Genomic DNA, 23,621 nt, shown 5'->3' on the forward strand with positions numbered 1-23,621 from the left:
CTGAGGCCACCCTCAGTGACGATCCCATGGCGCCCCGGGTCCGCAGGACAGGAGGGGGTCACGACACTCCCGCGTCCTCCCCGTACCGCTCCGACCTGCGCTGATGACACCGTGCGCATAAACAGAGCATAAGAGTTGAGTCGCCCCCACTCAGCTCTGTTGACGGGTTTGACTCTGTGGTGCACTCTTGAGTCAGCTTCACTCAAGACATCAGCGGGAGGAACACGAAATGGCACGTGCGGTCGGCATCGACCTGGGTACGACGAACTCCGTCGTCAGTGTTCTCGAAGGCGGTGAGCCCACCGTCATCACCAACGCCGAGGGCGCCAGGACCACGCCGTCCGTCGTCGCCTTCGCGAAGAACGGTGAGGTCCTGGTCGGCGAGGTCGCCAAGCGCCAGGCTGTCACCAACGTCGACAGGACGGTCCGGTCGGTCAAGCGCCACATGGGCACCGACTGGAAGATCAACCTGGACGGCAAGGACTTCAACCCGCAGCAGATGAGCGCCTTCATCCTGCAAAAGCTCAAGCGGGACGCGGAGGCGTACCTCGGCGAGAAGGTCGAGGACGCGGTCGTCACCGTACCGGCGTACTTCAACGACGCCGAGCGCCAGGCCACCAAGGAGGCCGGTGAGATCGCGGGCCTCAACGTCCTGCGCATCGTCAACGAGCCCACCGCCGCCGCTCTCGCCTACGGGCTGGAGAAGGAGGACCAGACCATCCTGGTCTTCGACCTCGGTGGCGGCACCTTCGACGTCTCGCTGCTGGAGATCGGCGACGGCGTCGTCGAGGTCAAGGCCACCAACGGTGACAACCACCTCGGTGGTGACGACTGGGACCAGCGCATCGTCGACTACCTGGTCAAGCAGTTCCAGTCCGGCCACGGCGTGGACCTGGGCAAGGACAAGATGGCTCTCCAGCGTCTCCGCGAGGCCGCGGAGAAGGCGAAGATCGAGCTGTCCTCGTCCACCGAGACCACGATCAACCTGCCCTACATCACGGCGTCCGCCGAGGGCCCGCTGCACCTGGACGAGAAGCTCAGCCGCGCCCAGTTCCAGCAGCTCACCCAGGACCTGCTGGAGCGCTGCAAGACGCCGTTCCACAACGTCATCAAGGACGCGGGCATCCAGCTCTCCGAGATCGACCACGTGGTCCTCGTCGGTGGTTCGACGCGTATGCCCGCCGTCGCCGAGCTGGTCAAGGACCTGACGGGCGGCAAGGACGCCAACAAGGGCGTGAACCCGGACGAGGTCGTCGCCATCGGCGCCAGCCTCCAGGCCGGTGTGCTCAAGGGCGAGGTCAAGGACGTCCTCCTGCTGGACGTCACCCCGCTGTCCCTCGGTATCGAGACCAAGGGCGGCATCATGACCAAGCTGATCGAGCGCAACACCACGATCCCGACGAAGCGCTCGGAGACCTTCACCACGGCCGAGGACAACCAGCCGTCGGTGCAGATCCAGGTCTTCCAGGGCGAGCGCGAGATCGCGGCCTACAACAAGAAGCTCGGCATGTTCGAGCTGACGGGCCTGCCGCCCGCGCCGCGCAACGTCCCGCAGATCGAGGTCACCTTCGACATCGACGCGAACGGCATCATGCACGTGTCGGCCAAGGACCTCGGCACCGGCAAGGAGCAGCGCATGACCGTCACCGGCGGTTCCGCGCTCCCCAAGGACGACATCGAGCGCATGATGCGCGACGCCGAGCAGTACGCCGACGAGGATGCCAAGCGCCGCGAGTCCGCCGAGACCCGTAACCAGGCCGAGCAGCTCGTCTACACGACCGAGAAGTTCCTCAAGGACAACGAGGACAAGGTCCAGGCCGACATCAAGACCGAGGTCGAGACGGCCGTCAGCGATCTCAAGGAGAAGCTGAAGGGCGAGGACACCGCGGCCATCCGCGAGGCCAGCGAGAAGGTCGCCGCCACCAGCCAGAAGCTGGGCCAGGCGATGTACGCCGACGCGCAGGCAGCGCAGGGCGGCGAAGAGGGTGCCCAGGCGGGTGCCGGTGCCGCGGGCGCGGGTGACGCCAAGGCCGACGGCGACGACGACGTCGTGGACGCCGAGATCGTGGACGACGAGCAGCAGCAGAAGCCCAAGGACGGTGCCGCGTGACGGAGGAGACCCCGGGCTTCGACAAGAAGCCCGACGTCCCCGCCGAAGCAGACGCCGCACAGCCCGAAGACGCTGCGGCGCAGGCCGCCGGTGCCGCCCCCTCCGAGGAGGCGGGCGGCCCGGCGGACCGGGCCGGGGACGTTCACGAGAACGACCAGGACATCCAGGACATGCAGGGACCGGACCTCCAGGACGCCTCGCTCGTGGCTCAGCTCGACCAGACCCGCACCGCGCTCAACGAGCGCACGCAGGATCTCCAGCGGCTCCAGGCGGAGTTCCAGAACTACCGCCGCCGGGTCGACCGCGACCGCGCCGCCGTCAAGGAGGTCGCCGTCGCGAACCTGCTGACGGAGCTCCTTCCCGTGCTCGACGACATCGGCCGGGCCCGGGACCACGGGGAGCTGGTCGGCGGCTTCAAGTCGGTGGCCGAATCGCTGGAGATGGTCGCGGCGAAGATGGGCCTGATGCAGTTCGGCAAGGAGGGCGAGCCCTTCGACCCGACGGTCCACGAGGCGCTCATGCACTCGTATTCGCCGGATGTCACAGAGACGACGTGCGTGCAGATCCTCCAGCCCGGGTACCGAATCGGCGAGCGGACCATCCGTCCGGCGCGGGTCGGCGTGGCCGAGCCGCAGCCCGGCGCCCAGCCGGGGGCACCGGCTTCGCCGAAGGACGGAGAGCCGGCGGACGAAGAGGAGAGCGGTGGCCCGGACGAGGGCTGACCAGGCAGGCCAGGCTGATCGCGGCGGTGAACGGACCGGCGAGCGGGAGGAGGGACGTCGGGGTTGAGTACCAAGGACTTCATCGAGAAGGACTACTACAAGGTCCTCGGCGTCCCCAAGGACGCCACCGAGGCCGAGATCAAGAAGGCGTACCGGAAGCTCGCCCGCGAGAACCATCCGGACGCCAACCGGGGCGACGCCAAGGCCGAGGAGCGGTTCAAGGACGCGTCGGAGGCGTATGACGTCCTCGGCGATCCCAAGCGCCGCAAGGAGTACGACGAGGCGCGCACCCTCTTCGGCAACGGCGGCTTCCGCCCCGGCGGTGCTGGCGGCCCGGGCGGCGGCAGCTTCAACTTCGACCTGAGCGACCTCTTCGGGGCCGGTCAGGCCGGAGGCGGAGCCGGTGGTCCGGGCGGCGCGGGCGGCTTCGGCGGCGGCCTGGGCGATGTCTTCGGCGGCCTGTTCAACCGGAGCGGCGGTGGCACGCGCACGCAGCCGCGCCGTGGCCAGGACATCGAGTCCGAGGTGACGCTCAGCTTCACCGAGGCGGTGGACGGTGCCACGGTCCCGCTGCGGATGTCCTCGTCGGCCGCGTGCAAGGCGTGTGCGGGCACGGGCGACAAGAACGGCAGCCCCCGCGTCTGCCCCACGTGCGTCGGCACGGGGCAGGTCTCGCGCGGCGGCGGTGGCGGCTTCTCGCTGACGGACCCGTGCGTCGACTGCAAGGGCCGGGGCCTGATCGCCCAGGACCCGTGCGACACGTGCAAGGGCTCGGGCCGGGCGACCAGCTCGCGCACCATGCAGGTCCGCATCCCCGCGGGCGTCTCCGACGGGCAGCGCATCAGGCTGCGCGGCAAGGGGGCCCCCGGTGAGCGCGGCGGGCCCAACGGCGATCTCTATGTGGTGGTCCACGTCGACAAGCACCCCGTCTTCGGGCGCAGGGGCGACAACCTGACCGTGACCGTGCCCGTCACCTTCCCGGAGGCGGCGCTCGGCGGCGAGATCAAGGTGCCCACGCTCGGCGGTCCCCCCGTCACCCTGAAGCTCCCGCCCGGCACCCCGAGCGGGCGCACGATGCGGGCCCGTGGCAAGGGAGCCGTGCGCAAGGACGGGACACGCGGGGATCTGCTGGTCACTATTGAGGTAGCCGTACCGAAGGATCTGAGCGAGAAGGCGAGAGACACCCTGGAGTCTTTCCGCGACGCGACAGCGGGGAAGGATCCGCGGGCGGCGTTGTTCAAGGCCGCGAAGGGAGAGTAGATGTGAACGGCCGAGGTGGACGCAGGAACAACCCTTACGAGCTGACGGACGAGTCGCCGGTCTACGTCATCTCGGTCGCCGCTCAGCTCTCCGGTCTGCATCCGCAGACCCTCCGCCAGTACGACCGCCTCGGCCTGGTCTCTCCCGACCGCACGGCCGGGCGCGGTCGTCGTTACTCCGCGCGTGACATCGAACTCCTCCGCCAGGTGCAGGAGCTGAGCCAGGACGAGGGCATCAACCTCGCGGGCATCAAGCGCATCATCGAGCTGGAGAACCAGGTGACCGCGCTCCAGGCGCGGGTCGCCGAACTCCAGCAGGCGGTGGAGGGCGCGGCGGCGGCGATGCAGCAGCGCGAGGCGCAGGTCCACGCGTCGTACCGCCGCGATCTGGTGCCGTACCAGGACGTCCACCAGTCCAGCGCGCTCGTGGTGTGGCGGCCGAAGAAGCGCCGGGACTGACGCGGCGGGACTGACGCGCCGGGACTGACGCGGGCCGCCGCGAGGGACAACCACACAGGACAGTCGCAGAGCAGGACCGGACGAAAGGGCCGGGGCCGGGCACACGCCTGGCCCCGGCCCTCTGCGTGTGCGTCCCCGTATGCCACCCCGTGCGCATCCCGTCGCAGATGACTGCCGTCACATGAGAACCGGTAGCCCCAACCACACGTAGTGCCCTCTGAGTTCACCCCGGACAACCGCTGGTGAGGCCGTCCGACCGAAGGGGCGAGTGATGTTCAGATCTTTAACCCCCGGGTCTAGATGGACAGTTCACCTTCTTCAAGAGGTTGACATGGTCCGTACCTGCTGTGAACCTGACAACGTTTTCCGCCCCCCACGCTGAGGAGGAACAGGATGCTCCCCCCACGCAGGCTGACCAAGCGCAGGCTGATCGCATCCGCCACTGCCGCCGCGGCCATCGCCACCGGAATCATCGTGACCGGACAGGCCAACGGCCTGCCGGCCAACATGCTTTCGAGCGACAAGGCCGACTCGGCGAACGCTGAGGCCGTGGCGGACACCATTCCGCTCACCCTCAAGAACAACTCAGGACGTGACGAGCCGGTCCACGTCTACGTCATCGGCACCGAACTCGCCTCGGGCACGCAGGGATACGCCGACGAGAGCGGCGCCTTCCACGCCTGGCCGGGCGGGGGCGCGCCGCCCATCCCGGCGCCCGACGCCTCCTTCGAGGGTCCGAAGAACGGCGAGACCAAGACCATCCAGTTGCCGAAGTTCTCCGGCCGGGTCTACTTCTCGTACGGCGACAAGCTGGAGTTCCAGCTCGCCGAGGGCGGCCTCGTGCAGCCCGCCGTGCAGAACGAGAGCGACCCGAACCACGACAAGCTCTTCAACTGGACCGAGTACACGCTCAACGACTCCGGTCTGTGGCTCAACTCCACCCAGGTGGACATGTTCTCCGCGCCGTACTCCGTGGGCCTGACCTCGGGCGACGGCTCCACCAAGGAGACCGGCAAGCTCAAGCCGGGCGGCTACAAGGCCGTCATCGACGGGCTCAAGGAGCAGGGCGGCGGCTGGGAGAACCTGGTCCAGACCCGCGAGGACGGCACCCCACTGCGCGTCCTGGCTCCCGGCCACGCCACCGGCAACGGCTCCCTGCCGGGCGATGTGCTGGACGACTACATCAATCGCGTCTGGGAGAAGTACCAGAGCGAGACGCTCACCGTCACTCCGTTCAAGGAGGAGCCGGACACCAAGTTCACCGGCAAGGTCAACGGCGACAAGATGGACTTCACCGACGGCTCGGGCCAGGTCGTGACCTCCTTCGAGAAGCCCGACTCCGACTCGGTCTTCGGCTGCTACAAGAAGCTGGACGCGCCCAACGACAAGGTCCGGGGCCCGATCTCCCGCACCCTGTGCGCCGCGCTCAACCGCGGCACGCTGCTGACCAACAACCAGCAGCCCGACGCGGACAACTCCGGCTTCTACCAGGACGAGGTGACCAACCACTACGCCCGCCTGGTGCACGGCCAGATGGAGGACGGCAAGGCGTACGCCTTCGCCTTTGACGACGTCGGGGCGCAGGAGTCGCTGGTGCACGACGGGGCTCCGAAGGACGCGACGATCTCGCTCGAGCCCTTCGAGTAAGCCGCGGGGCGGGCTGCGGCTCGCTCAGCGGTAACGGTGTGAGGGAGGACCGCCGCCTCGGCAGGAGGCGGCGGTCCTGTCGTGTGCGCCCGTCCCCCGGCCCGCACCGGGGGGCGGGGGACGGGGTGCGGACGGGGCGCGTCAAGCGTGACCCGCGCACCGCACCGGAATACCGCGCGCGTGACCCGACCAGGTGAACGTGAGTGGGCGTTCGGTGCCCCCGGCCAGGAGCGTGGGGGAATGATCTCGATACGTGCGGCCGTAGCCGCCCTCGTGACCACCGCCACCGCCTTCGCCGTCATGGGCGCCTCGGCGCCCACCGTCGCACCCCTGCCCGACTCCCCGGGCGACAGGTGGCCAGGCGGCACCTCCAAGACCGTCGGGAAGCTCGTATCCCAGCTTCCCGGGGGCCAGGGCGAGGTGTGCTCGGCCGCCATCGTCGACTCCCCCAACGGCAGCGTTCTCGCCACCGCCGCGCACTGCGTGCGCAGCCCGGAGCAGAAGAGCGAACCCCAGGCCATGTACTTCCTCCCCGGCTACGACCGGGCGGGCGGCGCGGAGGCCGTGGTCAAGAAGGGGTGGAAGATCGAGTCCTGGCACACCGCGCCCCAGTGGGACGTCAACAAGCAGGTCGAGCAGGTGCTGCCGCACGACTGGGCCTTCCTCAAGGTCGCCAAGCGGAACGGGAGGACCATCCAGGAGACGCAGGGCGCGGGCAACACGCTCCAGTTCGAACCCGTGGGGGGCGGCAGGACGGCGACGCTCGGCTATCCCGTCGCGCCGCCGTACGACGGGGAGACGCTGCACTACTGCTCGGGCAACGCCCACCTCTACAAGAGGGGCGAGATCGCCGACGCCAACGTCGGCGCCCTCGCGCTCAAGCCCTGCAAGCTCACCCAGGGGGTGAGCGGCGGCCCCTGGCTGCGGAACTACGACTCGGCGAAGCAGGCGGGCACGCTGGTGGCCGTCACCTCGGTCGGCGACCAGGACGAGCTGCTGGGGCGGCCGTATCCGGCGTCGGCGCGGTCGCTCTTCGCGCGGGTCGGCGGCGGCTGACGGGCTGACCGGCTGGTTCAGGAAGCTGTCCCGCGGCGCGGGCGGCCCGGTGCTACGGGCTGTCCGCGCCGTCGCGTGTCCGGGTCCCGCGCCGTCGCGTGTCCCGGACACGGCCCTCTCACGGCGTGCGGGACATCGTCCTGTCCACCGCGATCTCGATGAGGACGCGGTCCGGGTTGGGCCGGGGCTCGCGCCCGTACCGCTCCGCGTAGCGCCGCTCCGCTTCCGCGACGAGGTCCGCTTCCGTACGGACCAGGGCGCGGCCCTCCAGGGTGGCCCAGTGCCGCCCCTCGACCTGGCACAGGGCCACCCGCATGCCCTCGGCGCCCGCCGCCTCGACATTGCGGACCTTGCGGCTGCCCCGGCTCGCGATGACACGCGCGGTCCTGGTTCCGGGTTCGTACGTCACGCTGACGGGCACCACGTGCGGGGTGCCGTCCGGGCGGACGGTGGTGAGGGTGGCGTAGCCGCGCCCGCGCCAGAAGGCCAGGAACCCCGGCTCGTCGCTGACGCGGTGGCGGGAACGCGGGCGGGGCGTGGGGCTCGCGCCGCCGTCTGTCGGGTTCGTGCTCGTCATGGGAACGAATCTAGCCGGAGGATAGTTGAGTGGAATAGACTCAACTTGCTGGATGCTGAACCTAGCAGAGGGATCCGACACAGGAGGAGCGCAGGACAGTGGACGCCGAGCTCACCAACAAGAGCCGGGACGCGATCAGCGCGGCCAACAGCCGCGCCGTGACCGATGGGCACCCCGACATCACCCCGGCCCATCTGCTGCTCGCCCTGCTGGAGGGCGAGGACAACGAGAACATCCAGGACCTGATCGCCGCCGCCGACGCCGACCAGGCAGCGCTCCGCTCGGGCGCCGAGCGGCAGCTCGCCGCCGTCCCCAGCGTCCAGGGCTCCACCGTCGCCAAGCCGGAGCCCGACCGCGATCTGCTCTCCGTCATCGCGGACGCCACGCAGCGCGCCAAGGAGCTGGGCGACGCCTACATCTCCACCGAGCACCTGCTCATCGGCATCGCCGCGAAGGGCGGCCCCGCGGGCAAGCTGCTCAGGGAGCAGGGCGCCACGGACAAGAAGCTGCTGGCGGCCTTCCAGGAGAGCCGGGGCGCACAGCGCGTGACGAACCCGGACCCCGAGGGCACCTACAAGGCGCTGGAGAAGTTCGGCACGGACCTCACCGCCTCGGCCCGCGAGGGCAGGCTCGATCCCGTCATCGGCCGTGACCAGGAGATCCGCCGCGTCGTCCAGGTGCTCTCGCGGCGCACGAAGAACAACCCCGTCCTCATCGGCGAGCCGGGCGTCGGCAAGACCGCCGTCGTCGAGGGCCTGGCGCAGCGCATCGTGAAGGGCGACGTACCGGAGTCGCTGCGCGACAAGCGGCTGGTCGCGCTGGATCTGGGCGCCATGGTCGCGGGCGCGAAGTACCGCGGCGAGTTCGAGGAGCGGCTGAAGACCGTCCTCTCCGAGATCAAGCAGAGCGACGGCCAGGTCATCACCTTCATCGACGAGCTGCACACCGTCGTCGGCGCGGGCGCCGGCGGCGATTCCGCCATGGACGCGGGCAACATGCTCAAGCCGATGCTGGCGCGCGGCGAGCTGCGCATGGTCGGCGCCACCACGCTGGACGAGTACCGCGAGCGGATCGAAAAGGACGCCGCGCTGGAGCGCCGCTTCCAGCAGGTTCTGGTGGCCGAGCCCACCGTCGAGGACTCGATCGCGATCCTGCGCGGGCTCAAGAGCCGCTACGAGGCACACCACAAGGTCCAGATCTCCGACGGCGCCCTGGTGGCCGCCGCCGCGCTCTCGGACCGGTACATCACCTCGCGCTTCCTCCCTGACAAGGCCATCGATCTCGTGGACGAGGCCGCGTCGCGGCTGCGCATGGAGATCGACTCCTCACCGGTCGAGATCGACGAGCTCCAGCGCGCCGTGGACCGGCTCAAGATGGAGGAGCTGGCGCTGGCCAACGAGACGGACCCCGGCTCCGTCGAGCGGCTGGAGCGGCTGCGCCGTGAGCTGGCCGACCGCGAGGAGGAGCTGCGCGGGCTCACCGCGCGCTGGGAGAAGGAGAAGCAGGGCCTCAACCGCGTCGGCGAGCTGAAGGAGAAGCTGGACGAGCTGCGCGGCCAGGCCGAGCGCGCCCAGCGCGACGGCGATTTCGCCGCCGCCTCCCAGCTGCTGTACGGGGAGATCCCCACCCTGGAGCGCGAGCTGGAGGCGGCCTCGGCCGCCGAGGAGGAGGCGTCCAAGGAGCCGCGCGACGCCAAGGACACCATGGTCAAGGAGGAGGTCGGCGCCGATGACATCGCCGATGTGGTCGCCTCCTGGACCGGCATCCCGGCCGGGCGGCTCCTGGAGGGCGAGACGCAGAAGCTGCTGCGCATGGAGGACGAGCTGGGCAAGCGGCTGATCGGCCAGTCCGAGGCCGTGCGCGCGGTGTCCGACGCCGTACGCCGCACCCGCGCGGGCATCGCCGACCCGGACCGCCCCACAGGATCCTTCCTCTTCCTCGGCCCGACGGGCGTCGGCAAGACCGAGCTGGCCAAGGCGCTCGCGGACTTCCTCTTCGACGACGAGCGGGCGATGGTCCGCATCGACATGAGCGAGTACGGCGAGAAGCACTCGGTCGCCCGCCTCGTCGGCGCTCCCCCCGGCTACGTCGGCTATGAGGAGGGCGGCCAGCTCACGGAGGCGGTGCGGCGGCGCCCGTACAGCGTGGTGCTGCTGGACGAGGTGGAGAAGGCGCACCACGAGGTCTTCGACGTGCTGCTCCAGGTCTTGGACGACGGCCGTCTCACCGACGGGCAGGGCCGGACGGTGGACTTCCGCAACACCATCCTCGTGCTCACCTCCAACCTCGGCAGCCAGCATCTGATGGACCCGCTGGAGAAGGAGGAGGAGAAGAAGGAGAACGTCCTCGCCACGGTCCGCGCCTCCTTCCGGCCCGAGTTCCTGAACCGGCTCGACGATCTCGTCGTCTTCTCCGCGCTGAGCGGCACGGAGCTGCGCCGCATCGCCCAGCTCCAGATCGAAGCGCTCCAGCGGCGCCTCGCCGACCGCAGGCTGACGCTGGACGTCACGGAGGCCGCGCTCGACTGGCTGGCCATCGAGGGCAACGACCCGGCCTACGGCGCGCGCCCCCTGCGCCGCCTCGTCCAGACCGCGATCGGCGATCCGCTGGCCCGCGAGATCCTCTCGGGCGAGGTCCGCGACGGCGACACGGTCCGGGTGGACCAGGTCGAGGGCTGGGACGGCCTGATGGTCGGCGCCGCGACGAAGACGGAAGCGGGCACGGACACGGGCCCGGGTACGGACGCGGGCGCGGAAGCGGGCGCGAAGGGGACGTGAAGCGGGCCTGGAGGGGGCCCCGAAGGAGCACCGTTGGCCGGGTCTCGCCGTGCGGCCCGGCCACGGGCTTGCCATGACGGGCCCGGGATGGGGGAGGATGGCGGAATCCGTACGAAGGGAAAACCACGGTGAGCATCGACCCGTCCTCGATTCCGAATTTCGGGGGCCAGGAGCCAGAACCGCAGGAGTCCGCCCCGAGCGGCCCTGTCATCCCCGACCAGGACCTGGTGAAGCAGCTCCTGGAGCAGATGGAGCTGAAGTACGTCGTCGACGACGAGGGTGACCTCGCGGCGCCGTGGGAGGAATTCCGCACCTACTTCATGTTCCGGGGAGAGGAGGAGCAGCAGGTCTTCTCCGTGCGCACGTTCTACGACCGTCCGCACTCCATCGAGGACAAGCCGAAGCTGCTGGAGGCCATCGACGACTGGAACCGTCGCACCCTGTGGCCGAAGGTCTACAGCCACACGCACGACGACGGCACGGTCCGCCTCATCGGCGAGGCGCAGATGCTGATCGGCACCGGCGTCTCGCTGGAGCACTTCGTGTCCAGCACGGTGAGCTGGGTGCGGGCCTCGATCGAGTTCGACAAGTGGCTCGTCGAGCAGTTCGGCCTGGAGAAGGACGCGGACTCTCCGCCGGAGGGAGAGTAGTCGCGCCACGCGATGGCCGGGACCAAGGCCATCGGGCGCCCCCGCCCGCCCTCGCCGCGACGGCTCTACGGCCGTCGCGGCGAGGGCTTTCTCATGGGCGTGGTGACCGGCGCCCGTCAGGACGTCAGCCGCGCGAGGCGGGCCGCCGCCTCCTCCAGGACGTCCGCGCGCTTGCAGAAGGCGAAGCGGACGAAGGGCGCGCCCTCGGACTGGTGGTCGTAGAAGACCTGCGTGGGGACGGCCACCACGCCGCAGCGTTCGGGCAGCGCGAGGCAGAAGTCGATGCCCGAACCGGCCCCGAGCGGCCGGATGTCGGTGGTGATGAAGTACGTGCCCGCGGGCCGGAAGACGGTGAACCCGGCGGCGCTGAGGCCCTTCGCCAGCAGGTCCCGCTTCGCGCGCAGATCGTCGCGCAGCCCCGTGAAGTAGCTGTCGGGCAGCCGCAGGGCCTCGGCCACCGCGTACTGGAAGGGCCCGGCCGACACGTAGGTGAGGTACTGCTTCGCGGAGCGGACGGCCGTGACCAGCTCGGGCGGCGCCGTCACCCAGCCCACCTTCCAGCCCGTGAAGGAGAAGGTCTTGCCCGCCGAGCCGATCGTGACGGTGCGCTCGCGCATGCCGGGGAACGAGGCGAGGGGGAGATGCGCGCCCTCGAAGACGAGGTGTTCGTAGACCTCGTCGGTGACCGCCAGCAGATCGCGCTCGACGCACAGTTCGGCGATCGCGGCCAGCTCGTCGCGGGTGAGGACGGTGCCGGTGGGGTTGTGCGGGGTGTTGAGCAGGATGAGGCGCGTGCGGTCGGTGACCGCGTCGCGCAGCTCGTCCAGGTCCAGCCGGTACGCACCGCCGCCGCCACCGTCGGCGTCGGGCTCCGCTTCTGCTTCCGCTTCCGCCGCCCGGGGGCGCAGCGTGACCGGCACGCGGGTGCCGCCCGCCATGGCGATGGAGGCGGCGTACGAGTCGTAGTACGGCTCCAGCGCGATCACCTCGTCGCCGGGCTCGACGAGCGCCAGCAGCGAGGCGGCGATGGCCTCCGTCGCGCCCGCGGTGATCAGGACCTCGCGCTCCGGGTCGTAGGAGAGGCCGAGGTGTCCGTACCAGTGCGCCTGGTGCGCGGCCACCGCCTCGCGCAGCTCGGGGATGCCGGGACCCGGCGGGTACTGGTTGCCGCGCCCGTCGCGCAGTGCCCGTACGGCAGCCTCCCTGACCTCCTCGGGGCCGTCCGTGTCGGGGAAGCCCTGGCCGAGGTTGATGGCGCCGGTCCGTACGGCGAGGGCCGACATCTCGGCGAAGATCGTCGTGCCGAACTCGGACAGCCTGCGGTTGAGCAGCGGACGTCCTCGCCCGGGGGCGCGGTCTCGGCCGGGCCCGGGGGTTCCCTCAGCGGCAGCGGATGTCATGGCGTCATCCTCCGCGAAGCTCTGGTCTTCCTCAACTCGGCTTTTGACTCCCGCGCTCCGGGGCAGGAGCCCGTCCACGCGCCGACGGGGCGTGCCGGAGCGGGCCGCACAACCCGCGGTACATCCGTACGACCGGCACGACGAACGACAACACCTCGGTGCGGAAGAGGACTTGGGAACTCAGAACACTCAGAGCAGTCAGAACAGTCAGCACAAAGGGGGAACCGCACATGGTCAAGCTACTGATGGTCGTTCTGCTGGTGGCGGTGCTGATCGCGGTCATTGCCGCCATCGCCAAGGGGTCGAGCGCCGGAAACGGCAGGGGCCGCAGGTCGGGCGGTGCCGCGGCGGGCGGAGGCGGCGGCTGGTGGGCCGGTGACAGCGGCGGCAACAACGGCGGCTGCGGAGGCGGTTCGTCCTGCGGCAGCAGCTCCTCCTGCGGCGGTGGTGGCGGCGGTGGCGGTGGCTGCGGTGGCGGTGGCGGGGGCGGTGGCTCCTGAGACGTATGGTCTCTCCGTCCCCCCGTGGGGTGCTTTGGGGTTGAACAACTGACCTGTCCGGCCCCCGGGGGGATGGAAACCCGGCGAAGATGGGTAAAAACGCTGTAGGCGCCGCGCATTCCATGATTCGGTGAATCCGTATCCCGGACCCTGACGTGGGCACAGGCCGGCGAACGAATGTCCCCTGGTCCCTTGTCGAGGGGTGGGCCGGCCCACCCTCCACTGCGTGCTTGCGGAGCCGACCCATGCTCACCACTCTCCAGACCCCTTACACAGATACCCGCGCGGGCGACCTGGCCTGGGCGCTGGGGCGCGAGCCGCTCCCGGCCCTGGCCTCGCTCGATCTCGAACTCACCGGCGCACGCGTCCAGTTGCGCCTGCTCGGAGCCTCCCATCAGGTGTTGCTCGACGAGGAGAAGGGCACCTGCTCCGAGACCGTCGCCTGCATGCCGGGCAGCAGCACACCGCTGCCGCTCGGCGTCTCGAAGCGCTTCGGGGAGTGGGAGTACGAGTTCGCGGCGCGCGTCGAGACGCTCTCCACCGGCTCGTTCGCGGGGCGCGCGCAGGAGTTGCTCGCGCTCGTCGCCGACCACCCCAACGGCCTCGCCGGTACCTTCCCCGGCGCCCCGCACGCCTTCACGGCGCTGCTGGTGCAGCGTCACGGCGGGCAAGTGCACTGGCGTACCTGGCACTCGTATCCCCAGGAGGGGCGGCTGGTCTCCACCCGGACCCGGGTGGGGGCGCGCACGCGCGAAGGGGCGGCGGCAATGGCCTGAGCCGGCCTTGAGCACGTCCTGAGCCGGCCTTGGGTCCGCCCTGAGCGCGCTCTGAGCACGCCCCGAGTGCGCCCCGGGCACAACACCGAGCGCGCTCCGTTCGCGCGACTCGCCTCGAGTTTCGGCCTGCGAGAGCACCCTTGTGGGTGACCGGGTGTGCTAATTCCGTCACGTAGCGTTCACGGCATGATCGACCGCCCCTTCAGCCACCCTGAGCACGCGAGGCTGCCCGTACCAGCGGGGCTCGGGCGCGGTCTCGTGCTCGGCTCAGTCTTCGTCTGCGCCGCCTGCGGGCTCGTCTACGAACTCGAACTCGTCGCACTGGCCTCCTATTTGGCGGGCGATTCGGTCACGCAGGCGTCCGTCGTGCTCTCGGTGATGGTCTTCGCGATGGGGGTCGGCTCGCTCGTCGCCAAGCGGCTGCGCTGCCGTGCCGCCGTCGGATTCGGCGTCGTCGAGGCGCTGCTCGCGCTCGTGGGCGGCTGCTCCGCGATGGCGCTGTACGCGAGCTTCGCGTGGGCCGGTGAGGCGCGGATCGCGCTGGTCGTCTTCTCGTTCGCGATCGGTCTGCTCATCGGCGCCGAGATGCCCCTGCTGATGACGCTCATCCAGCGCATCAGACAGCAGGACGCGGGCGGCGCCGTGGCCGATCTCTTCGCCGCCGACTACGTCGGCGCGCTCGTCGGCGGCCTCACCTTCCCCTTCCTCCTCCTGCCGTTCTTCGGCCAGTTGACCGGCGCACTCCTGACGGGGGTGGTCAACGTGCTCGCGGGCGGCGTGGTGGTGCTCTGGCTCTTCCGGCACGATCTGAGCGCCCGCGCCCGCTGGGGCACGGGCGTCATGAGCGCGGCCGTCGTCCTCTTCCTCGCGGCCTGCATGTCCTTCACCGTCGCGTTCGAACGCGCCGCGCGCGACGCGGTGTACGGCGGGGACGTGCGCGTCGCACTCCGCAGCGACGTACAGGAACTGGTCCTCACCGGCAGCACGGAGCCCGCGCCACCGGGCCGCGACGGCGAGCACCTCGAACTGTTCCTCGACGGGCGGCTGCGCGTCTCCTCGGCCGACGAGTCCCGCTTCCACGAGGGCCTGGTCCACCCCGCCATGGCGGACGGGCCCCGCGCCCGCGTCCTGATCCTCGGCGGCGGCGACGGGCTGGCGTTGCGCGAGGTGCTGCGGTACGCGGGGGTGCGCGAGGTGACCGTCGTCGAACTGGACCCGGAGGTCACCCGGCTCGGCCGCACGGACCCGGGACTGCGGCGGCTGAACGCGGACGCGCACCGCGATCCGCGCGTGAAGCTGGAGAGCGGCGACGCGTTCCAGTGGCTGCGCGCGCACGCCCGGAAGCCGGACGCGCTGCCGTACGACGTGATCGTCTCCGATCTGCCCGATCCCGCGATCTCGCCCAGCACGAAGCTCTACTCCCAGGAGTTCTACGGCCTCGCCTCGCGCGCCCTGGCCCGGAGCGGACGCCTCGCCGTCCACGCCGGAGCGCCCGGCGAGCGGCCCCGCGACTACTGGACCGTCGAGTCGACGATGCGCGCGGTCGGCCTGCGGACCTCGCCGTACGTGGTGGACGGCAGGCTCTCCGGCTTCACCTCCGGGCCGGACCGCTCGGTGCACGGCGGGGGCGGTGCCGGGGAGCGGGGTGAGCAGCCGCGGGACTGGGGCTACGTGCTGGCCTCGCGGGGCGGGGGTGACGACGGTGACGGCAGCGGCGACGGCGACGACGAGGGGGCGCTGCCCGTGCGCGCCCAGTCCGGGGCGGGTGCGGGTGCGGGTGCCGGTGCGGAGAGGGGGCGGGGTGCCGGGTCCGGCGCGCCCAGGTCCCGGTCACTGACCGCGAGCGATTTCCGCGAGGCGCGGGCCCGTGCCGAGCGCGGCCGGATCACGGGGCTTCCCCCGTCCTCGCTGATGCGTCCGCGCTACCTGGAGTGAGGCGAGCCGTGCGGGCCCGTCGCGCGGGAGACGGAACGGCGCGCGGCGGAAAGTGGATGACCGCTCACACGTACGGGGCGTGATGGGTAGGCTCCGCCCCATGGAGCATGAGGTGTACGTTCCGTTTTCCGTCGGTTCGGTCCGTGCGGCGCTCGCCGAGAGGGAGCGCGTGGCGGGCTGCGTACCGGGTCTGCAACTGGACGCGTCCGGGGCGTCGGGTTCCGGCTCCGGTGGCGCGGCGCCCGCGGCCTCCGGCGCGGGTGGCGAGGTGGTCGAGGGCAGGCTGCGCGTCCGCATCGGCGGCTCCAGCATCACGTACCGGGGCCGCCTGACCCTCGTGCCCACGGGCGACGGCTTCACGGCCGAGGGCACCGGGAGCGAGGCGCGGGGGGACGGCTCCGTCGCGCTGTCCCTGACCGTCGTGCCCCGCCCGTCCGAGGACGCCGAGGGCACCCGGCTGGTGTGCTCGGGCACGGTGACCGCGGAAGAGAGCGCGGGCCGCCTCGCGGAGTTCGAGGAGAAGACGGTGACCTCGGCCGGGCAGCGGCTGCTGGACCGCTTCGGGGCCGCGCTCGCCGAGAGCATCCGTGAGCGGGCGCCCGAGGGCGCGGACGCGGGTGCGGGTTCCGGTGCGGAGGTGGCCGAGGTCGCGGGGGGCATCGGCGAGCCCGACGACAACGAGCGTGCCATTCCGGGCATCCCCGGGCCCGAGACGGGGGACGCGGAGGCGTCGTCCGGTGCTGAGGACGAGGCGTCCGGCGAGGCGGGGGACGACGCGCACGAGGTACGGGGCGGTGAGCGCGCCAGTGTCTTCGAGACGGACGTGCCGCCGCCGTCGCTCGATCCGCTCGAGGACGACGAGGAGGACGGGGTCGACGGGGCCGATCCGGCGACCGCGGAGGCGGCGCATGCGCGCCGCACGATGATCGGGCGCAGCGCGGAGGAGGTCGATCACGCGCCGCCGCGTGGGCGGTACGCGCCCGTGCCGGCGCCTGAGCCCGCTGCGGCTACGGCGACTCTGCGGTGGGCGGCGCCCGCTGCGGCGGTCGTGGTCGCGGGCGCGGTGGTCATCGGCCGAGCCCTGCGCCGCCGCCGCTAACCCCTTCGCGGGGTGCGCAAGGAAACGCAGGGTTCCCCCTTCACCGGTTGCCCCCCTTCACGGGGTGCGCGGTGAAGGCCACACGGGGTGCCCGTTTCTCGTAGGGGTGCGCCTTCCCTGGTGCCTCTTGGGGGTGCGTGCGCGTGTTGCGGGCCGGTGGCACGGGTTGTGCCCACCCGTCCCGCCAGCGGGACGATTGCCCACAACAGTTTTGGCGTCGTCGCCCGGTGGGGTGCGCCTGGGTGCGTCTTGGGGTTTCGTTGCCGGGTGCGGCTGCGTGGCTTCGGCGCGGCGTGTGGTGCGGTGCGTTGCGGCTTGCGCCGCGTGATTCCGGGTTTCCGTTGGGGTTGTGGGCGCGTGGGTGGGGGGTGTCCGGTGCCGCGGTGGGGTGTCTCCTCGGCGTGAAGCTTTCGTTTTCGGCTTTCTGCCGTCGTTCGTCTCGACCTGCGGGGACACCCCACCGCGTCCCCGTCCCGCCGGTGGCCCACCTCCCCCCGGGGTGGGCCAATGCCCACCCCCCTTCGCGGGGTGCGCCTCCTTGCCGTGCGGCGGCACAACAACCAGCGCGGGACCTACGGTCCCCACTCCCCGGGCCAACCGTCCCGCGCAACACCCCCTTGGCAGGGGGCGCCTACCCGATTGCCCCCTGGGGGTTCGTTCGCGTGCCGCGGCCCGGTGGCACGGGTTGTGCCCACCCTCCCCCAGCTACCGCTGGGAGGTGCCCCCTCGCCTTGCGGGACGATTGCCCACAACAGTGGGGGAGCCGTCGCCTTCGGCTTCCCGTGGCAGCGCTGGGCCCGTACCGCAAGGTGCGGGCACACAGCATGGGGACAACCGCAGGGGGCACCGGCCGTTAGTTGGTCACCGGGTGGGAGGGGACGTGGTGGGGTGTCCCCGCAAGTGGTGGCGACGAGTATGTACAGGCAGCCGAAAAGCCGACCCGCACTTGTCGCCGCCCGAGGAGACACCCCGGCGCGGCACCGACCCCCACCACACAGCAACCCCACACGACCACCGGCACAAGCCAAGAATCACGCGGCGCCAGCCGCGTCGTACCGGTCCATACGCCGCGCCGAAGCCACCCACCCGCACCCGGAACACAACGCACCGCCCAGCGCAGCGCCCCGCACCCCGTGACGCGGCGCAAAAATCAGCGCGGGACCCTGCGGCACCCACCACACCGGCCGACCGTCCCGCGCAACACCCCCGTGAAGGGGGCACCCGGATAGGCGCACCCCTACGGGAGGCGGGGGCCCCGTGTGGCGGTCAACCTTGTACCCCGTGAGGGGGTGCAGCCCCGTGAAGGGGAAACCCTGCGTAGGGTCGGCGTATGACGCATTCCTCCACCCCCGCCGACGGCGTCACCCTCCGCGCCGCCGACGCCGAGCTCACCGTCGAGCCCGGACACGGATGCCGCCTGGCTTCGCTGAAGGTCGCCGGCACAGAGCTGCTGCGGCAGGGCGACAAGTACGGCTCGTTCGTGATGGCGCCCTGGTGCGGGCGTACCGATCAGGGGCGCTTCCGCAGCGGCGGTGATCTGTATCAGTTGCCGGTCAGCAGCGGCCCGCACGCCATCCACGGCACCGTCAGGCACGCCGCCTGGCGCACCGTCCGCACCGACGAACGCAGCGCCGCGTTCACGTACGACCTCACGGACCCGTGGCCCTGGGAGGGCCGGATCACCCAGGTCGTGGAGCTGGCGGAGGACGGCGGCGGGGTCACGCTGACGCTGGGCGTGGAGACGCTTCAGGATTCGTTCCCCGCGCAAGCGGGCTGGCACCCGTGGTTCCTGCGCAGGCTGAGCGACGGCGGCCAGGACGTCCGTATCGACTTCACCGCCGAGTGGCAGGAGGAGCGCGGCGAGGACCACATCCCGACGGGCAAGCGGATCGAGCCCCGCCCGGGCCCGTGGGACGACTGCTTCGGGATGCCGGACGGCGTCGACGTGACCCTGACCTGGCCGGAGGAGCTGGAGCTGAACGTCTCCAGCAGGGCGGAGTGGGCCGTGGTCTACGACGAGCAGCCGGAGGCCGTCTGCGTCGAGCCGCAGTCGGGGCCGCCCAACGGGCTGAACACGCACCCGCGTCTGGTGACCCTCATCGATCCGCTGGAGGTCTCCACGACGTGGACCTGGCGCAAGCCGGCCTAGCGCTCGCATAGGCTCGTATCCCATGAGCATGAGCCCCGACAGCGACGGCGTACGCGACGACGTACGCGCCAAGCTGCTGCGTCAGATCAAGGACAAGGCCGTGGTGCACGGCAAGGTCACCCTTTCCTCCGGGCAGGAGGCCGACTTCTACATCGACCTGCGCCGGATCACCCTCGACGGCGAGGCGGCCCCGCTCACGGGCCAGGTGATGCTGGACGCCACGGCGCACCTGGACTTCGACGCGGTGGGCGGCCTGACGCTGGGCGCCGACCCGGTCGCCACCTCGATGCTGCACGCCGCCGCCGCGCGCGGCCGGAAGCTGGACGCTTTCGTCGTGCGCAAGGCGGGCAAGGCCCACGGTCTCCAGCGCCGCATCGAGGGCCCGGACATCGCGGGCCGCCGGGTGCTGATCGTGGAGGACACCTCGACGACGGGGAACTCGCCGCTCACCGCCGTCGAGGCCGCGCGTGAGGCGGGCGCCGAGGTCGTGGCCGTCGCGACGATCGTCGAGCGCGGTGCCGCGTCGGCGATGGAGCGCGAGGGGCTGACGTATGTGCACGCGTACGACCTCAAGGACCTCGGCCTGGCCTGAGCGGCGCCCCGAGCGCCCTTGGGCGCCCTGCGCGCCCCGCGCGCTGGTCCGGGACCCGGCCCCCGCGCACCGCCCGGGGGCCGTTTTCCGCACCGTGTTATGTACCGTCCGATTCAAAACTGCTAGCGTGCCGCACATGCCCCGGCCCAGGAACTTCGACGAGGACCGCGCGGTCGACGCCGCGCTGGAGGCGTTCCGGGCCACCGGGTACGAGGCGACCTCCACCCAGGACCTGTGCGAGGCCACGGGCCTGGGCCGCAGCAGCATCTACAACACCTTCCGCAGCAAGCACGACCTCTTCCGGCGCACCCTCGTCCGCTACACGGAGCGGCTGTGCGCCGAGCAGCGTGAGCTGATGGCGCGGGAGGACCTTCCCGCGCGCGAGAAGGTCCGTGTGCTGCTGGACTCGGCGCGGCTGACGGCCGCCCGCGGCTGTCTCCTCGTCAACACGGCCGTCGAACTCGCCGACCGCGACGAGGAGATCGCGCGGCTGCTGCGCGAGGGCCATGAGCGGCGCGTGGCCGGGCTGCGAGCGATGTTCGAGTCGGCCCGGCGCGCGGGCGAGATCGACGGGGGCAAGGATCCGCACGGGCTCGCGCTCTTCGTCCTCGCCACGGTCAGCGGGATGAGGGTCAGCGCCCGCAGCGGCGCGGACGAGAGCGCGCTGAGCGCCATCGCGGAGACGGCCCTCACCGCCTTCTGAGCCCTTCTGAGCCCTTCTGGGCCCGGCCCGGAGGGGGAGAGGCGAATGTTCCACGTGAAACCATCCGCGGCGGGCTCGTGGGCTCGTGAACCCGTGAAGCAGAGGGCTGGAGCATCCGGGTTCGTCTGGGAAGATGGGGGCGACGATGACGTCGATCCGTTGAGCTGAACAGAGCCGATACCGCACTCGCACACCCCAAGGAGCGGACAGATGCCCATCGCAACCCCCGAGGTCTACACCGAGATGCTCGACAGGGCAAAGGTGGGCAAGTTTGCCTACCCCGCCATCAATGTCACCTCGACGCAGACCCTGCACGCGGCGCTGCGCGGCTTCGCCGAGGCGGAGAGCGACGGCATCATCCAGATCTCCACCGGCGGTGCGGAGTTCCTGGGCGGCCAGTACAGCAAGGACATGGTGAGCGGCGCGGTCGCGCTGGCCGAGTTCGCGCACATCGTCGCGAAGAAGTACCCGGTCAACGTCGCGCTGCACACCGACCACTGCCCGAAGGACAAGCTCGACGGCTACGTCCGGCCGCTGCTCGCCCTCTCCAAGGAGCGCGTCGACGCCGGTCAGAACCCCCTCTTCCAGTCCCACATGTGGGACGGGTCGGCCGAGAACCTCAAGGACAACCTGGAGATCGGCGAGGAGCTGCTGGCCCTGGCCGCAGCGGCCAAGATCATCCTTGAGGTCGAGATCACCCCGACCGGCGGCGAGGAGGACGGCGTCACCCACGAGATCAACGACGAGCTGTACACGACCGTGGACGACGCCCTGCGCACCGCCGAGGCCTTGGGCCTGGGCGAGAAGGGCCGCTATCTGCTGGCCGCCTCGTTCGGCAACGTGCACGGCGTCTACAAGCCGGGCAACGTCGTGCTCCGTCCCGAGCTGCTGAAGGACCTTCAGGAGGGCGTGGGCGCGAAGTTCGGCAAGCAGAGCCCGTTCGACTTCGTCTTCCACGGCGGCTCCGGCTCCACGGAGCAGGAGATCGCCACCGCGCTGGAGAACGGCGTCGTGAAGATGAACCTCGACACCGACACCCAGTACGCCTTCACGCGGCCCGTCGCCGACCACATGTTCAGCAACTACGACGGTGTGCTGAAGGTGGACGGCGAGGTCGGCAACAAGAAGTTCTACGACCCGCGGAGCTGGGGCAAGGCGGCCGAGAAGGGCATGGCCGAGCGCGTGCAGCAGGCGTGCGGCAACCTGCGCTCGGCGGGCACCAAGCTGAAGTGACGCGTCGCGACTGACGTGTTCGCGCTGACGCGCTGACGACGGGCCCGGCTCCCTCCTCGGAGGGGCCGGGCCCTCGGCGTTCCCCGGGCCTCCGGCGCGGAACGCGTCGCGTCCGCGCTGTGGCGGGAGGCGCCGGGCGCGGGCAGGATCCCCGTATGAGTGATCCGCCACGCGACCCCGAGCAACCGGCGACATCAGCGGAACCGGCCACGTCCGCGCACCCGGAGACGTCAGCGGAACACGCCGCACCCGGCACCCTCTCCCTGGGCGGCGGCCCCGGCCGCTGGGTGCTGTTCGTCGCCGTGCTGGGCTCGGGTATGGCGATGCTCGACAGCACCGTCGTCAACGTCGCCCTTCCCCGCATCGGCCGCGACCTCGACGCCGGCATGGCCGTGCTCCAGTGGACGGTCAACGCCTACATGCTCACCCTCGCGGGCCTGATCCTGCTGGGCGGGGCGCTCGGGGACCGGTACGGGCGGCGCCGCGTGTTCGTGGTGGGGGTGGTGTGGTTCGCGGCGGCTTCGCTGCTGTGCGGGCTCGCGCCCAGCTCGGAGGTGCTGATCGCGGCTCGCGCGCTCCAGGGCATCGGCGGCGCCCTGCTCACGCCCGGCTCCCTCGCGCTGCTCCAGGCCACCTTCGCGCCCGACCAGCGGGCGCGCGCCGTGGGCGCGTGGTCGGGGCTCGGTGGGGTGGCCTCCGCCGTCGGCCCGTTCATCGGCGGCTGGCTGGTCGACGGGCCCGGCTGGCGCTGGGTGTTCCTGCTCAACATCCCGCTCGCCGCGCTCTGCGTCCCCGTCGCGCTGCGCCACGTACCGGAGTCCAGGGATCCGGCGGCGCGCGGCCGGTTCGACGCGACGGGCGCGGCGCTGGCGGCGCTCGCGCTGGGCGCGGTGACGTACGCGCTGATCGCCGCGCCCGACCGGGGCGCCTCCCCCGGCGTGCTGGTGCCCGCTGCCGTCGGACTCGTGCTGGGCGCGGTGTTCCTGCGGTGGGAGCGGCGTACGGCGGAGCCGATGATGCCGCTCGCGATCTTCGCGTCGCGCCAGTTCTCCGCGGTCAACGCCGTCACCGTGTGCGTCTACGCGGCCTTCGGCGGCTTCTTCTTCCTCTCCGTGCTCCAGCTCCAGACCGTCGCGGGCTACTCCGCGCTCCAGGCGGGCACCGCGCTGCTGCCCACCACCGTGCTGATGCTGCTGCTGTCCGCGCGCTCCGGCGAGCTGGGGCAGCGGATCGGGCCGCGCGTTCCGCTCACCGTCGGGCCGCTGCTGTGCGCGGCGGGGATGCTGCTGATGATGCGGGTGGGGCCGGAGGCCGACTACGTGACGGACGTGCTGCCCGCGCTCGTCGTGCTGGGCTGCGGCATGGTCGCGCTCGTGGCGCCGCTCACCGCGACCGTGCTCGCCTCGGTCGACGTGGCCCGCGCCGGGCTGGCCAGCGGCATCAACAACGCCGCCGCCCGCGCGGCCGGTCTGGTGGCCGTCGCGGCGCTGCCGCTGCTGGCGGGGATGGGGCCGGAGGCGTACCGCTCGGCCGACGAGTTCGCGGCGACGTTCCGGCGCGCGATGCCCCTGTGCGCGGGGCTCCTGGTCTGCGCCGCCGCGCTGGCCTGGGCGACGGTGCGCGCCGACGTGCTGCGGGACGCGCGGGATGTGCCGCCCGCGCCGGATGCGTCCGGTGCGCCGGAAGCGCGGGACGGTGCGGGGCGCGAGGCGGCCGGGACGGGCACCGGCGCGGGCGCTGGCACGGGGGCCGGTGACGGTGCCGGTGCTGGGGAGCGGCGGTGCCGGCCCGAGAGCACGTACCACTGCGGCGTCGCCGCACCCCCGCTCGACCCCGGGAACGCGGACCCGGATCCGGACCCGCGACCGGGCCCCCGACCGGGCCCGGAACGGCCCTCCGCGCCGCCCTCCCCGTAACCCCGGCCCTGGGGCGGCTCCGCCCGTGCCCGACATCTCGGGGGAAGGCAGACTGGGGACC

The 23,621-nt window shown here is 71.4% G+C and carries 19 protein-coding genes; 17 read left to right on the forward strand and 2 right to left on the reverse strand.

Going from position 1 to position 23,621, the window contains the following annotated elements; all coding sequences use genetic code 11:
* Positions 1 to 229: 229 nt before the first annotated feature.
* From dnaK to ACWGJ2_RS24470, 6 genes are all read left to right on the forward strand, one after another.
* On the forward strand, positions 230 to 2,110 hold the full coding sequence (gene dnaK / locus ACWGJ2_RS24445; protein ID WP_453348334.1) for a molecular chaperone DnaK: 1,881 nt from the start codon (positions 230 to 232) through the stop codon (positions 2,108 to 2,110).
* Entirely contained in the window at positions 2,107 to 2,832 is a 726-nt protein-coding gene (grpE, locus tag ACWGJ2_RS24450) for a nucleotide exchange factor GrpE (protein ID WP_453348335.1), read from the forward strand. Before dnaK ends, grpE begins: the two co-directional genes overlap by 4 nt.
* A gap of 63 nt (positions 2,833 to 2,895) precedes the next feature.
* Complete coding sequence (gene dnaJ, locus ACWGJ2_RS24455; RefSeq protein ID WP_453348336.1) at positions 2,896 to 4,092, forward strand: molecular chaperone DnaJ; 1,197 nt, start codon at positions 2,896 to 2,898, stop codon at positions 4,090 to 4,092.
* A gap of 2 nt (positions 4,093 to 4,094) precedes the next feature.
* The gene (locus tag ACWGJ2_RS24460; protein ID WP_453348337.1) at positions 4,095 to 4,550 is read left to right on the forward strand and encodes a heat shock protein transcriptional repressor HspR; all 456 of its coding nucleotides are present in this window, start codon (positions 4,095 to 4,097) and stop codon (positions 4,548 to 4,550) included.
* A 393-nt stretch (positions 4,551 to 4,943) separates the two neighbouring features.
* Positions 4,944 to 6,197, forward strand: coding sequence for a glycoside hydrolase family 64 protein (locus ACWGJ2_RS24465; RefSeq protein WP_453348338.1), 1,254 nt, complete (start codon positions 4,944 to 4,946; stop codon positions 6,195 to 6,197).
* Between the two features lie 240 nt (positions 6,198 to 6,437).
* Positions 6,438 to 7,253, forward strand: a complete 816-nt coding sequence (locus ACWGJ2_RS24470; RefSeq protein ID WP_453348339.1) for a trypsin-like serine peptidase — start codon at positions 6,438 to 6,440, stop codon at positions 7,251 to 7,253.
* Positions 7,254 to 7,371: 118 nt separating this feature from the next.
* Here ACWGJ2_RS24470 and ACWGJ2_RS24475 read toward each other — a convergent pair whose 3' ends face one another.
* Complete coding sequence (locus tag ACWGJ2_RS24475; protein WP_453348340.1) at positions 7,372 to 7,830, reverse strand: pyridoxamine 5'-phosphate oxidase family protein; 459 nt, start codon at positions 7,828 to 7,830, stop codon at positions 7,372 to 7,374.
* A 98-nt stretch (positions 7,831 to 7,928) separates the two neighbouring features.
* Here ACWGJ2_RS24475 and clpB point away from each other — a divergent pair, with 98 nt between their 5' ends.
* Both clpB and ACWGJ2_RS24485 read left to right on the forward strand, forming a co-directional pair.
* The gene (gene clpB / locus ACWGJ2_RS24480; RefSeq protein WP_453348341.1) at positions 7,929 to 10,607 is read left to right on the forward strand and encodes an ATP-dependent chaperone ClpB; all 2,679 of its coding nucleotides are present in this window, start codon (positions 7,929 to 7,931) and stop codon (positions 10,605 to 10,607) included.
* Between the two features lie 128 nt (positions 10,608 to 10,735).
* Positions 10,736 to 11,257, forward strand: coding sequence for a YbjN domain-containing protein (locus ACWGJ2_RS24485; RefSeq protein ID WP_453348342.1), 522 nt, complete (start codon positions 10,736 to 10,738; stop codon positions 11,255 to 11,257).
* A 116-nt stretch (positions 11,258 to 11,373) separates the two neighbouring features.
* On the opposite strand, the gene ACWGJ2_RS24490 is transcribed toward ACWGJ2_RS24485, so the two are convergent.
* Positions 11,374 to 12,540, reverse strand: coding sequence for a pyridoxal phosphate-dependent aminotransferase (locus ACWGJ2_RS24490; protein ID WP_453348386.1), 1,167 nt, complete (start codon positions 12,538 to 12,540; stop codon positions 11,374 to 11,376).
* Between the two features lie 347 nt (positions 12,541 to 12,887).
* Here ACWGJ2_RS24490 and ACWGJ2_RS24495 point away from each other — a divergent pair, with 347 nt between their 5' ends.
* From ACWGJ2_RS24495 to ACWGJ2_RS24535, 9 genes are all read left to right on the forward strand, one after another.
* On the forward strand, positions 12,888 to 13,157 hold the full coding sequence (locus tag ACWGJ2_RS24495) for a hypothetical protein (protein ID WP_453348343.1): 270 nt from the start codon (positions 12,888 to 12,890) through the stop codon (positions 13,155 to 13,157).
* Between the two features lie 245 nt (positions 13,158 to 13,402).
* Complete coding sequence (locus ACWGJ2_RS24500) at positions 13,403 to 13,933, forward strand: DUF2617 family protein (RefSeq protein ID WP_453348344.1); 531 nt, start codon at positions 13,403 to 13,405, stop codon at positions 13,931 to 13,933.
* Positions 13,934 to 14,119: 186 nt separating this feature from the next.
* A complete protein-coding gene (locus ACWGJ2_RS24505) occupies positions 14,120 to 15,868 on the forward strand; it encodes a polyamine aminopropyltransferase (RefSeq protein ID WP_453348345.1) in 1,749 nt (582 codons plus the stop codon).
* Between the two features lie 100 nt (positions 15,869 to 15,968).
* Positions 15,969 to 16,967 carry a hypothetical protein gene (locus tag ACWGJ2_RS24510; protein ID WP_453348346.1) on the forward strand — a complete coding sequence of 333 codons (999 nt, stop codon included), beginning with the start codon at positions 15,969 to 15,971 and terminating at the stop codon, positions 16,965 to 16,967.
* 1,330 nt (positions 16,968 to 18,297) lie between these two features.
* Positions 18,298 to 19,116 (forward strand): aldose epimerase family protein, encoded by an 819-nt coding sequence (locus tag ACWGJ2_RS24515; RefSeq protein WP_453348347.1) that lies wholly within the window; start codon positions 18,298 to 18,300, stop codon positions 19,114 to 19,116.
* Between the two features lie 28 nt (positions 19,117 to 19,144).
* Entirely contained in the window at positions 19,145 to 19,708 is a 564-nt protein-coding gene (gene pyrE, locus ACWGJ2_RS24520) for an orotate phosphoribosyltransferase (protein ID WP_453348387.1), read from the forward strand.
* A gap of 136 nt (positions 19,709 to 19,844) precedes the next feature.
* On the forward strand, positions 19,845 to 20,411 hold the full coding sequence (locus tag ACWGJ2_RS24525) for a TetR/AcrR family transcriptional regulator (protein ID WP_453348348.1): 567 nt from the start codon (positions 19,845 to 19,847) through the stop codon (positions 20,409 to 20,411).
* A gap of 210 nt (positions 20,412 to 20,621) precedes the next feature.
* The gene (fbaA, locus tag ACWGJ2_RS24530; protein WP_453348349.1) at positions 20,622 to 21,644 is read left to right on the forward strand and encodes a class II fructose-bisphosphate aldolase; all 1,023 of its coding nucleotides are present in this window, start codon (positions 20,622 to 20,624) and stop codon (positions 21,642 to 21,644) included.
* Positions 21,645 to 21,799: 155 nt separating this feature from the next.
* Positions 21,800 to 23,560, forward strand: a complete 1,761-nt coding sequence (locus ACWGJ2_RS24535) for an MFS transporter (RefSeq protein ID WP_453348350.1) — start codon at positions 21,800 to 21,802, stop codon at positions 23,558 to 23,560.
* The last annotated feature ends 61 nt before the right edge of the window (positions 23,561 to 23,621 follow it).

The organism is Streptomyces sp. NPDC054796, assembly GCF_053611545.1.

What these genes read in the sequence shown, in the direction of transcription:
- ACWGJ2_RS24470 (WP_453348339.1), top strand. Translation starts at nt 6,438, where the DNA reads ATGATCTCGATACGTGCGGCCGTAGCCGCCCTCGTGACCACCGCCACC.
- ACWGJ2_RS24515 (WP_453348347.1), top strand. Translation starts at nt 18,298, where the DNA reads ATGACGCATTCCTCCACCCCCGCCGACGGCGTCACCCTCCGCGCCGCC.
- fbaA (WP_453348349.1), top strand. Translation starts at nt 20,622, where the DNA reads ATGCCCATCGCAACCCCCGAGGTCTACACCGAGATGCTCGACAGGGCA.
- ACWGJ2_RS24510 (WP_453348346.1), top strand. Translation starts at nt 15,969, where the DNA reads ATGGAGCATGAGGTGTACGTTCCGTTTTCCGTCGGTTCGGTCCGTGCG.
- ACWGJ2_RS24525 (WP_453348348.1), top strand. Translation starts at nt 19,845, where the DNA reads ATGCCCCGGCCCAGGAACTTCGACGAGGACCGCGCGGTCGACGCCGCG.
- ACWGJ2_RS24465 (WP_453348338.1), top strand. Translation starts at nt 4,944, where the DNA reads ATGCTCCCCCCACGCAGGCTGACCAAGCGCAGGCTGATCGCATCCGCC.
- ACWGJ2_RS24500 (WP_453348344.1), top strand. Translation starts at nt 13,403, where the DNA reads ATGCTCACCACTCTCCAGACCCCTTACACAGATACCCGCGCGGGCGAC.
- ACWGJ2_RS24535 (WP_453348350.1), top strand. Translation starts at nt 21,800, where the DNA reads ATGAGTGATCCGCCACGCGACCCCGAGCAACCGGCGACATCAGCGGAA.
- ACWGJ2_RS24505 (WP_453348345.1), top strand. Translation starts at nt 14,120, where the DNA reads ATGATCGACCGCCCCTTCAGCCACCCTGAGCACGCGAGGCTGCCCGTA.
- ACWGJ2_RS24490 (WP_453348386.1), bottom strand. Translation starts at nt 12,540, where the DNA reads ATGTCGGCCCTCGCCGTACGGACCGGCGCCATCAACCTCGGCCAGGGC.
- pyrE (WP_453348387.1), top strand. Translation starts at nt 19,145, where the DNA reads ATGAGCCCCGACAGCGACGGCGTACGCGACGACGTACGCGCCAAGCTG.
- ACWGJ2_RS24475 (WP_453348340.1), bottom strand. Translation starts at nt 7,830, where the DNA reads ATGACGAGCACGAACCCGACAGACGGCGGCGCGAGCCCCACGCCCCGC.
- ACWGJ2_RS24495 (WP_453348343.1), top strand. Translation starts at nt 12,888, where the DNA reads ATGGTCAAGCTACTGATGGTCGTTCTGCTGGTGGCGGTGCTGATCGCG.
- dnaK (WP_453348334.1), top strand. Translation starts at nt 230, where the DNA reads ATGGCACGTGCGGTCGGCATCGACCTGGGTACGACGAACTCCGTCGTC.